11 protein-coding genes are annotated in these 9,528 nt (G+C 70.8%); 7 read left to right on the forward strand and 4 right to left on the reverse strand.

Features of this window, described 5'->3' with window-relative positions; translation table 11 throughout:
• Nucleotides 1-41: 41 nt before the first annotated feature.
• Complete coding sequence (locus ACTJI1_RS16050) at nucleotides 42-1,373, reverse strand: ABC transporter substrate-binding protein (protein WP_310128222.1); 1,332 nt, start codon at nucleotides 1,371-1,373, stop codon at nucleotides 42-44.
• Nucleotides 1,374-1,433: 60 nt separating this feature from the next.
• Nucleotides 1,434-2,579 (reverse strand): ROK family transcriptional regulator, encoded by a 1,146-nt coding sequence (locus tag ACTJI1_RS16055; RefSeq protein ID WP_310128223.1) that lies wholly within the window; start codon nucleotides 2,577-2,579, stop codon nucleotides 1,434-1,436.
• Nucleotides 2,580-2,735: 156 nt separating this feature from the next.
• Between ACTJI1_RS16055 and ACTJI1_RS16060 the strand changes: the two genes are divergently transcribed.
• Entirely contained in the window at nucleotides 2,736-3,305 is a 570-nt protein-coding gene (locus tag ACTJI1_RS16060; RefSeq protein WP_310128225.1) for a COG4315 family predicted lipoprotein, read from the forward strand.
• Nucleotides 3,306-3,324: 19 nt separating this feature from the next.
• On the opposite strand, the gene ACTJI1_RS16065 is transcribed toward ACTJI1_RS16060, so the two are convergent.
• On the reverse strand, nucleotides 3,325-4,320 hold the full coding sequence (locus tag ACTJI1_RS16065; protein WP_440743443.1) for an SDR family oxidoreductase: 996 nt from the start codon (nucleotides 4,318-4,320) through the stop codon (nucleotides 3,325-3,327).
• A 141-nt stretch (nucleotides 4,321-4,461) separates the two neighbouring features.
• Here ACTJI1_RS16065 and ACTJI1_RS16070 point away from each other — a divergent pair, with 141 nt between their 5' ends.
• A complete protein-coding gene (locus ACTJI1_RS16070) occupies nucleotides 4,462-5,742 on the forward strand; it encodes a mechanosensitive ion channel family protein (protein WP_440743444.1) in 1,281 nt (426 codons plus the stop codon).
• Nucleotides 5,739-6,197, forward strand: a complete 459-nt coding sequence (locus ACTJI1_RS16075; RefSeq protein WP_440743445.1) for a hypothetical protein — start codon at nucleotides 5,739-5,741, stop codon at nucleotides 6,195-6,197. Before ACTJI1_RS16070 ends, ACTJI1_RS16075 begins: the two co-directional genes overlap by 4 nt.
• A 61-nt stretch (nucleotides 6,198-6,258) precedes the next feature.
• Here the strand turns inward: ACTJI1_RS16075 and ACTJI1_RS16080 are convergent, their stop codons facing one another.
• The gene (locus ACTJI1_RS16080; protein WP_310128232.1) at nucleotides 6,259-6,984 is read right to left on the reverse strand and encodes an alpha/beta fold hydrolase; all 726 of its coding nucleotides are present in this window, start codon (nucleotides 6,982-6,984) and stop codon (nucleotides 6,259-6,261) included.
• Nucleotides 6,985-7,328: 344 nt separating this feature from the next.
• Here ACTJI1_RS16080 and ACTJI1_RS16085 point away from each other — a divergent pair, with 344 nt between their 5' ends.
• The 4 genes from ACTJI1_RS16085 to msrA all read left to right on the forward strand — a co-directional run bounded on the left by ACTJI1_RS16085 (nucleotide 7,329) and on the right by msrA (nucleotide 9,462).
• Nucleotides 7,329-8,156 (forward strand): hypothetical protein, encoded by an 828-nt coding sequence (locus tag ACTJI1_RS16085; protein WP_440743446.1) that lies wholly within the window; start codon nucleotides 7,329-7,331, stop codon nucleotides 8,154-8,156.
• A gap of 4 nt (nucleotides 8,157-8,160) precedes the next feature.
• Nucleotides 8,161-8,349 carry a hypothetical protein gene (locus tag ACTJI1_RS16090; protein WP_440743447.1) on the forward strand — a complete coding sequence of 63 codons (189 nt, stop codon included), beginning with the start codon at nucleotides 8,161-8,163 and terminating at the stop codon, nucleotides 8,347-8,349.
• Between the two features lie 132 nt (nucleotides 8,350-8,481).
• The gene (msrB, locus tag ACTJI1_RS16095; RefSeq protein ID WP_310128240.1) at nucleotides 8,482-8,928 is read left to right on the forward strand and encodes a peptide-methionine (R)-S-oxide reductase MsrB; all 447 of its coding nucleotides are present in this window, start codon (nucleotides 8,482-8,484) and stop codon (nucleotides 8,926-8,928) included.
• A gap of 24 nt (nucleotides 8,929-8,952) precedes the next feature.
• Nucleotides 8,953-9,462: a peptide-methionine (S)-S-oxide reductase MsrA gene (gene msrA / locus ACTJI1_RS16100; RefSeq protein ID WP_310128242.1), complete on the forward strand. Its 510-nt coding sequence runs from the start codon at nucleotides 8,953-8,955 to the stop codon at nucleotides 9,460-9,462.
• Nucleotides 9,463-9,528 lie beyond the last annotated feature (66 nt).

Genomic DNA, 9,528 nt, shown 5'->3' on the forward strand with positions numbered 1-9,528 from the left:
CCCGCCCCGCACGGTCGATGGTGGCGGTCATCGTGTGAGGCTCACGGTCCCGTGCTCAGGGCAAGCGCGTCGTCGATCTGCTTGTCGACCGCCGCGAGCCCGGCGTCGAGGTCGCCGCCTTGGCTCTGGTACTTGTTCCACCAGTCCTCGAACGACTGCTGGTAGCCGGCGCCGAGCGGGCTGGCGGGCGTGGTCTGCACGTTCTTGTCCGACGCGATGTCGAGGAACGTCTTGTACTGCTCCGACACCTGCAGGTCCGGCGAGTTCAGCGCGTCGGACGTCGTCGGCACGTTCTTCAGACCGTTCGCGAGCTTCACCACGGCACCGGTGTCGGTCGTCAGGTACTTGAGCAGCGTCCAGGCCAGTTCCGGCTCCTTGGAGCCCTTGGAGATGCCGATGATGTTGCCCGTGATGTAGCCGCCGCCGTAGAGGTCGGTGTGCCCGTCGGCCGTCGGGAACGGCGCGGTGCCGTAGTGCAGGTCCTTCGCCTGGTCGTCGATGAACGCCGTGCGGTACTCGCCGTCGAGGTTCATCGCCACCTGACCGGTCTGGAACGCGTTGTCGGCCGAGAACTCCTGACCGAGCCCGGACGTGAAGGTGTTGAGCTTGTCCCAGCCGATCTTGTCGACGAACGCCTTCTGCCAGGTGATCAGCTCCTTCCAGCCGTCGCTGGAGCCGATCGCGCTGGTGCCGTCGGACTTCAGCCACTCGGCGCCCGCCGCCGGCCCGTAGTGGGCGGCCGAGTTCTCGTACCAGCCCATGGTCGGGTTGAAGCCGAGCGTCTTGATGGAGCCGTCCGGCTTGAAGGTGGTCAGCTTCTCGGCCATCGACTCCAGCTCGCCGAGCGTCTTCGGCGGCGCGGTGTACCCGGCGGCCTTCAGCAGGTCGGTGTTGTAGTACAGGCCGTACACGTCGGCGAGCATGGGCATCGCGCAGCGGGTGCCCTTGTACTCGGTGTACGACTTCACCGTCGGCGAGAACTGGTCCATGTCGACGTGGTCGCGCTCGATCACCTTGTTGAGGCTGCGGAACGCGCCGTTCGAGCAGAAGTTGCCGACGATGTCCGTCGAGTAGGAGAGGCCGACGTCGACCTTGCTGCCGGTGGCGATGGCCTTCTGCAGCTTCTCGTCGTCCTGGCCGGAGTGCACGTCGACCTTGATCTTCGGGTACTTCTTCTCGAAGTCGTCGACGACCGACTGGATGACCTTCGCCTCGCGGTCGGAGAAGAAGTGCCAGAACGAGACGGTGCCGCTCAGGTCCTTCGGGGCGGTGTCGCTGAAGTTCGCGCCGCCCGACCCTCCGGAGCATCCGGAGAGGGCGAGCGCGGCGGCTGCGGTGATCGCGGCCGCTGCGACGAGATGACGGTGTTTCACGGGTGTGGCTCCCTCACTGTTGGTGGTGCGGGTGGATGGTGCAGGGCAGGACGCGGGACGCTACGGTGCGATCCGCGACACTTCGGCGAACAGGGCGTCGCGCACATCGCCGACGAGGTGCTCCCGGGCTCCGCGGAGCACGGGGTGGGCGGCGACGCCGGTGGCGACGACGCTGCGGTCGCCCCAGGAGGGGCGGAGCTCGGCGGTGACGAGCTCGGCGAGGCGCGGTCCGCCGGCGAGGCCGGTCGCGCCGCCGAGCACCACGAGCTCGGGGTCGAGGAGGGCGAGCACCGGCACGACGCCGACGGCGACGCGACGCGCCAGCTCGCCCAGGAAGCGCTCGCGCGCCGGGTCGTCGCCCTCGAACCGCGCGGTCAGGCCGTGGCCGGCCGCGAGCCGTGCCACCGCCGGGCCTCCGATGAGGTCCTGCAGGTCGCGCGCCTCCGGGTCGAGGTCGGCCGCGGAGCGGGGGATGGGCAGGTAGCCGATCTCACCGGCCCCGCCCGAAGCGCCGCGGTGGATGCTGCCGCCCTGGTCGACCGAGAGGCCGAGGCCTTCGTCCATCCAGAGCAGCGCGAATCCGCCGGTGTCCCGGCCCGCGCCGTCGGTCCGCTCGGCCAGGGCCGCCAGATTCACGTCGTTGTCGATGTGGACGGCGATGCCCAGCGCATCCGCGAGGCGCCGGCGGATGCCCTGCTTGGGCCATCCAGGGAGCGTCTCGATGTAGGTCAGCTCGTCCGTGCGGGGGTCGAGCGCGCCCTGCACGCCGATGCAGACGGCGCCGACGCGCTGGGCGTCCGCTCCCGACGCCTCGCAGGCAGCGTCGATCGCCGTCCGGATGTCGTCCTCCGGGGTTCGCGCGGCGAGCGGGGTGACGGCGATCGGCCGCTCCGCGCCCGCGGCGTCGACGACGGTCGAGCGGATGGCCTCCGCGTCGATGTCGACGGCGACGCCGAGCATCCGGTCGGTGCGCACCGCGTAGCTGGCCGCGTTCGGGCCGCGCCCGCCGGAGACCTCCCCGACGACGTGGATGAGGCCGGCGGTCTCGAGCCGCGCCACCATCTGGGCGGCGGTGGGCTTCGAGAGCCCGGAGAGCTCGCCGATGCGCGTGCGGGTGAGGACGCCGTGCTCGAGCAGCAGCGACAGCGCGGTGCGGTCGTTGGTCTCGCGCAGCCACCCGGGGGTGCCCCGAACCGGTCCGGCCATCCTCATCCCTTCGTTGGAACGATGTTCTCGGGTGAATGTATCAGGAAAGTTTCTTTATAGTAAAGCTCTTGTTTCCCGCCTCCCTGACTTTTCTCTCAGACGGTGAACCCTCGGCACCGCGGGCAGCGTGCACCAGGTGGAAGGGAAACATCCATCATGAGAAGCACCGTTTCACCCTCGCGCATCGCCGCCCTGGCCGCCGGAGCGGCCGCCGTCCTCCTCGCGCTCGCCGCCTGCTCGTCCCCGGGGGGAGGGGTCTACGCGCCGCCCAGCGGCTCGGGATCGTCGTCCTCATCCAGCTCGAGCGGCTCCGGGACGGCCGCCGGGTCGAGCGCACTCAAAACCGGCACGACGACGCTGGGCACCGTGGTCGTCGACGGGGCCGGCCTCACCGCCTACGTCTTCGACAAGGACACCGCGAACTCGGGCAAGAGCGTCTGCACCGGCGCCTGCGCGGCGCAGTGGCCCGCCATCGAGACCAGCAGCGACCACCCGACGGTATCCGGGGTCACCGGCACGGTGGGCACGATCACCGGCGTCGACGGCAAGAAGCAGGTAACGCTCGACGGCTGGCCGCTGTACACCTTCGCCGGCGACTCCTCCGCGGGAGACGTGACCGGCCAGGGCCTCGGCGGCATCTGGTGGGCGGTCGCGCCGGACGGCACGAAGATCACGTCGTCCTCGTCGTCACCGTCCTCCACCTCGGGGAGCGGCTACACGAAGTGATGAGCGCCTGCGCGCTCGCTCACCCGAACGCGCGGGAGTGCTCCACCAGGCGGTCGAACGCCGCATCCAGGTCCGGGTCGACGCGCTGGCGGTCGGCGTCCTCGAGGTACCACTCCACGATCTCGCCGGCCCCGCGCGCGAACGGCACCCGGGCGCGGAAGCCCGGCACGAGCGCCTTCACCTTGCTGTTGTCGAAGTGCATGGAGTGCGCCTTGTCGCCCAGGAGCCCGGGGCCGACATCCGGGATCACCCGCGCGATGGACTCGCTCGAGACATGCACCAGTTCGGCCTCGACGCCGAGCGCCTCCGCGAGATCGCAGTAGATCTGGTCCCACGTCGGAGCCTCGTCGCCCGTGATGTGGAACGTGTCGCCGACGGCCTCCGGCAGCCCGAGCAGCCCGACGAAGCCGACCGCGAAGTCCGTGTTGTGCGTGATCGTCCAGCGGCTCGTGCCGTCGCCGTGCACCACGACCGGCGCGCCGCGGCGCATCCGCTCCAGATCGGTCCAGCTCCCGCTCGTCGGGATCATCGTGCGGTCGTAGGTGTGCGACGGGCGCACGATCGTGACAGGGAAGCCGCGGTCGCGGTACGCCTCCACGAGCAGGTCCTCGCACGCGATCTTGTCGCGGGAGTACTGCCAGAACGGATTGCGCAGAGGCGTGGACTCGGTCACCGGCACCCGCGCCGGCGGCTTCTGGTACGCCGACGCCGAGCTGATGAACACGAACTGCCCGACGCGCCCCTCGAACAGGTCGAAGTCGGTCCGCACGTGGTCCGGCGTGAACGCGAGGAACTCCGCGGCGACGTCGAAGCTGCGCTCGCCGAGCACGCGGTGCACGCTCTCGGGGTCCCGGACATCGGCGTGCAGCACCTCCACGCCGTCGGGGAGCGGACGCGTGGAGCTGTTGCCCCGGTTCACCACCGTGACCTCGTGACCCTGCTCGAGCGCCTCCGCGACGCACGCCGAGCTGATCACGCCCGTCCCGCCGATGAAGAGTGTCCGTGTCGCTGCCATTCCCGCTCCTTACGCGCTGGTCGGGACCTGCCCCGACTGCACAGGCTAGTCCCGGTTCGTGGCGCTCGCGAGATCGGACAGGAGTGGGATGCGGCGCGTACACTGCATCGCGAATCCCGACCGTGAGGAGCCCGCCCACCCGTGTCCGCCCTGCGCACCTGGCCCGGCCTGGCCGTCGCCTGCCTGCTCGCCGTCATCCTCGCGGTGGTCGTCACGGCCGTCCTCGCCCTGATCCTGCGGGGCATCGGGCGGCACCAGCAGTGGCCGGCCGTCCTGATCCGGCGCGCGCGCATCCCGTTCCGGCTGTTCCTGCTGGTGATCGTGCTCTGGATCGCCGTGGCCATCAGCCTGCCGCCGGAGACGACGTCGGCGTGGCGCGACGGCATCCGGCACACGTTCCTGATCCTGGCCATCGCGACGGGGGTGTGGTTCGCCGCGGCGCTCGTCATCTTCGTCGAAGACCTGGGCCTCGCCCGCTACCGGCTCGACGTGCCCGACAACCGCTACGCGCGGCGCGTGCGGACGCAGGTGCTCATCCTGCGCCGTCTCACTGTGGTCGCGGCGGTCGTCATCGGTCTCGGCGCCATCCTGCTCACCTTCCCGGCGCTGCAGGCGGCGGGCGCGAGCCTGCTCGCGTCCGCCGGGGTCGTCGGCATCATCGCCGGTGTCGCCGCCCAGTCGAGCCTCGCGAACCTGTTCGCCGGCATCCAGCTCGCGTTCTCCGACGCCATCCGCATCGACGACGTGGTGGTCGTCGAGCAGCAGTGGGGCACGATCGAGGAGATCACCCTCACCTACGTGGTCGTGCACGTCTGGGACGACCGCCGCCTCGTGCTCCCGTCCACCTACTTCACGACCAAGCCGTTCGAGAACTGGACCCGCCAGCACAGCGAGCTGCTCGGCTCCGTCGAGTTCGACCTCGACTGGCGCGTCTCCACCGGAGGGATGCGCGCCGAGCTGAACCGCATCCTCGCGACCACCGACCTCTGGGACCACCGCACCGGCGTCCTCCAGGTCACCGACGCCGTCGGCGGGTGGGTGCGCGTCCGCGTGCTCGTCACCGCGAAGGATGCGCCGACCCTCTTCGACCTGCGCTGCCTCATCCGCGAACGCCTGATCGACTGGATGCAGCGCTACTCGCCGCTCTCCCTCCCGCGCCAGCGCATCGAGCTCACCGAGGAGCCGGTGCCGAACGAGCGCCCACCGCGCGTCCGCACCGAGGAGGAGGGCCGGCTGTTCAGCGGATCGCCGGAAGGCGAGCAGCGGGCGCAGCAGTTCACGGACGCCATCCCCGTGATCCGCGAGCCGGACGGGGAGCCGGTCCCGGCGTCGCCGGTGCCCGGCGAGACGCCCACGGCGACGACACCGGCAGCGACGACACCGACAGCCACACCGACAACGCCACCGAAGGAGAACCGATGACCGAATCCGGCGAGTCCCGCGAGTCCCGGGCCGACGGGCCCGACGAGCAGCACCGGCGCCCCGATGGACTCGACGACGCCACCGTGGATGCGCTCGGCACCCTGTCCGAGGCGCTGGAGGTGGTGGAGCACGCGCGCGGCCTGCTCTACGGCTTCCACCGCCTCACCGGCAAGGCCGACCTGACGCTCGGTGACGCCGTCGACAAGCTGCGCGAGGCCGGACACATCGACCTCGCCGACCGCATCGAGCGCGAACTGCTCGGCCGCAACGTCATCGAGGGACGCTGGACCTTCCAGATCGTCGAAGACTTCGACGACGGCTACTACGCGCTGTTCCGCGACCTGGAGCGCACCGCCCGCGACGAGCTCGCCGCGGGCCGCCGCCACCTCTTCGAGGCCGAGATGAAAGAGGAGCGGCGCACCCACGGCGAGCCGGGTCACGAAGCGCGGCCCTGACGTCCGCGCTGGCGTTCGGGCCGGCGCGGCCCCTGTTTGGACCGGCGCGCGTTCCTGGGGGTCAGGAGATGGATTCGACCGCCGCGACGATCGCGCCCGTCGCCACGTCCGGTGCCGAGAGCATCGACACGTGACTGGACGGCGTCTCCACGATCGTGGCGTCGGCGCGTTCGGCCATCCGGCGCTGCAGGGCCGGCGGGATCACCCGGTCCTCCGTCCCGACGACCGCCCACACGGGACGGCTCTGCCAGGCCGGGACCGGCGCCGGCGTCGTGTTCGCCGCCAACGCGATGGGCCGCTGGCCCGCCGCGATCTGGTCGCGCGCCTCCTCGGAGAGATCCTGGGCGAAGAACTGGTGGACGGTGGACGGCTTCAGGTAGGCGTCCGCGTCCCCCTCCGGCGCGCCCGGGTAGCCGACGATGTCGAGCACCGTGGTCGGGTCGGGAACGTCGAGCGCCGAGCCGGACCCGCCGAGCAGCCCGAACACGGTCTCGCCCTCGTCGGGCAGGAACGCGTCGATGTAGACGAGGGCGCGCACGTCCCCGCCGTTCAGCCCGGCCGCGCTGATGACCGCGCCGCCGTACGAGTGCCCGACGAGCACCACGGGACCCTGGGTCCGCTGCGCGACGAAGGAGGCGACGTAGGCGCCGTCTCCCGCTGCGCCGCGCAGCAGGTTCGGCGGCGCGAGCACCTCGAAGCCGCGGTCGCGCAGGTCGGTGATGACGGGATTCCAGCTGGACGCGTCGGCCCAGGCTCCGTGGACGAGGACGATGGTGGGGTTCGGCATGGCGCTCCTTGGTTCGGTTTCGTTCGGTTTCGTTCGGTGCTGTGAACGGGTTCGATGACGCTCCGGGAACGCCGCCAGGCTAGGGTCCGCCCCGCCGCCGCGTCTACCCCCGCGGCGCGCCGCGCCGCCGCGCCCTCCGTGCCCCTCGCCGTCTCCTACCGTCGGAAATCTGCGACCGATCGTCGGAGATTCAGGCCATTTCGCCCCGAATCTCCCTCCGCAGAGCGTTCCGTCGGAGATTTGAGCACCTTTCTCCTCCGTTCCACAGCCGAGGCTCTCGACAGGTTCTCCACAGATTCGCTCCCCGAGCGCCGCGCCAGCCGCGCCCCCGCGAGGCTGGACCCATGATCGACGAAAACCTGCTCCAGCGCCTCGGCGGAATCGCCACCACCCACCAGTTGCGAGCCGCCGGCGCCTCCTCCCCGGAGCTCGCCGCCGCGGTCGCCGACGGCCGGCTTCATCGCCTCCGCAACGGCATCTACGTCGCACCGTCGGCGCCGCCGCTGGCGGTGGCGGCCGTCACCGCGCGCGGGCGGCTCTCCTGCGTCTCGGCGGCCCGCACCTACGGTCTCTGGTCGGGCACCGACACCCGGCTGCATCTGCAGCATCCGCCCAACGCCCGGGCCGGCCCGGCCGTCGCCGCGGTGCGGCATTGGCTGCCGACCGAGCACGAGGAGCAGCTGTGGCGGGTGACCTTCGCCGACTGCCTGCGCTCCGTCGCGCGCTGTGCCGACCGGGAGACCGCGATCGCGGTCTTCGACACCTCCATCTCAGCGGGGCTGACGACGCCGCTCGCGATTCCCCGCATCCTGGAGGGACAGCCGGCGCGGGTGACGAGCCTCGCCGCGCTCGCCCGGCCGGGTTCCGAGTCCGGCGTGGAGTCGCTTGTCCGACAACGGCTGCACGCTCTCGGCCACCTGGTGGAGCAGCAAGTGCACGTTCCCGGAGTCGGGCGCGTCGACATGCGCGTCGACGGCGTGCTCTTCCTCGAGATCGACGGTTTCGCGTTCCACAGCGACCGGCGGTCGTTCGAGCGCGACCGGGCTCGGGATGCGGTGCTCGCGCGCCAGGGCTCCGCCCGGCTCCGCGTCTCGGCCGCCCAGGTCATGGAGGATTGGCCGACAGTGCTCGCGTCCATCCGTTCCCTGCTCCGACCGGCTGCGCTACCGTGACGGGATGCCGACCCTTCCGGAACGCATCGTCAACGCCTCGTGCGCGACAGCTCCGCCGAGCGGGCAGGAGTGCAACGACACGGTCGCGCTGACGGTGGCTGTGCCCTGGTGGGTGACCCTGCTGGTGTTCGCGGCAGGGGTGCTGATCGTCGCGGTGGCGGTGTACTTCGGCACGCGCAGCCCGAAGAACTGAACAGCGGTCCCCGCTCCCATCCGCGTGCAGCGGCACTCGGCGAACTCACAGGAACACCGGGACCATCCCGGGCCCGACCGGTGTTCCACCTACTGACGGCGTCGCAGCCAGCGCGCCGCACGAGGAGGAAACGTGACACAGGACTACCGCAAGAGCCCGGAGGCCGTCTCCAAGCTGACGCCGCAGCAGTACGCGGTGACGCAGGAGGCCGCGACCGAGCCGGCGTTCCGCAACGAGTTCTGGAACAACCACGAGGAGGGCCTGTACGTCGACATCGTGTCGGGCGAGCCGCTCTTCGCGTCCGTGAACAAGTACGACAGCCGTTCCGGCTGGCCGAGCTTCACCGTGCCGGTCGAGCCCGCCAATATCGTCGAGAAGACCGACCGCACCTACGGGATGGTCCGGACCGAGGTCCGCTCCGCCCACGGCGACAGCCACCTCGGGCACCTGTTCGACGACGGGCCCGCCGAGGCCGGCGGCCTGCGCTACTGCATCAACTCGGCGGCCATGCGGTTCGTGCCGCTCGCCGAGCTGGAGTCCGCCGGATACGGCCAGTACGCCCACCTTTTCACCAAGTAACGACCCGAACGAAGGAGTAACACCATGACGCAGAAGGCCATCCTCGCAGGAGGCTGTTTCTGGGGTATGCAGGACCTCATCCGCAAGCTCCCCGGCGTGGTGAGCACGCGCGTGGGCTACACCGGCGGAGACGTCCCCAACGCCACCTACCGCAACCACGGCACCCACGCCGAGGCGATCGAGATCGAGTACGACCCGGAGCGCACCAGCTACCGCGACCTGCTCGAGTTCTTCTTCCAGATCCACGACCCGTCGACCAAGAACCGGCAGGGCAACGACATCGGCACCAGCTACCGCTCCGCGATCTTCTACGCGGACGACGAGCAGCGCCGCGTCGCCGAGGACACCATCGCCGACGTCGACGCCTCGGGTCTCTGGCCCGGCAAGGTGGTCACCGAGGTTTCCGCGGCCGGCCCGTTCTGGGAGGCCGAGCCGGAGCACCAGGACTACCTCGAGCGCATCCCGTGGGGCTACACCTGCCACTTCGTGCGCCCGGGCTGGAAGCTCCCGAAGCGCGAGACCGCCGCGAGCTGACCGAGCGGCCGAGTCGCGAGGCCGTCGCGCCGCCGAGCCGCCGAACCGCGGGGCCGTAACCGGGCC

Origin of the sequence: Leifsonia sp. 22587 (assembly GCF_052044215.1) — a bacterium.
In the GTDB taxonomy this organism is placed as follows: domain Bacteria; phylum Actinomycetota; class Actinomycetes; order Actinomycetales; family Microbacteriaceae; genus Leifsonia; species Leifsonia shinshuensis_C.

Excerpts from the sequence above, each read along its gene's own strand:
- ACTJI1_RS16055 (WP_310128223.1), bottom strand. The coding sequence starts at position 2,579 with ATGGCCGGACCGGTTCGGGGCACCCCCGGGTGGCTGCGCGAGACCAAC.
- ACTJI1_RS16060 (WP_310128225.1), top strand. The coding sequence starts at position 2,736 with ATGAGAAGCACCGTTTCACCCTCGCGCATCGCCGCCCTGGCCGCCGGA.
- ACTJI1_RS16065 (WP_440743443.1), bottom strand. The coding sequence starts at position 4,320 with ATGGCAGCGACACGGACACTCTTCATCGGCGGGACGGGCGTGATCAGC.
- ACTJI1_RS16075 (WP_440743445.1), top strand. The coding sequence starts at position 5,739 with ATGACCGAATCCGGCGAGTCCCGCGAGTCCCGGGCCGACGGGCCCGAC.
- ACTJI1_RS16080 (WP_310128232.1), bottom strand. The coding sequence starts at position 6,984 with ATGCCGAACCCCACCATCGTCCTCGTCCACGGAGCCTGGGCCGACGCG.
- ACTJI1_RS16085 (WP_440743446.1), top strand. The coding sequence starts at position 7,329 with ATGATCGACGAAAACCTGCTCCAGCGCCTCGGCGGAATCGCCACCACC.
- ACTJI1_RS16090 (WP_440743447.1), top strand. The coding sequence starts at position 8,161 with ATGCCGACCCTTCCGGAACGCATCGTCAACGCCTCGTGCGCGACAGCT.
- msrA (WP_310128242.1), top strand. The coding sequence starts at position 8,953 with ATGACGCAGAAGGCCATCCTCGCAGGAGGCTGTTTCTGGGGTATGCAG.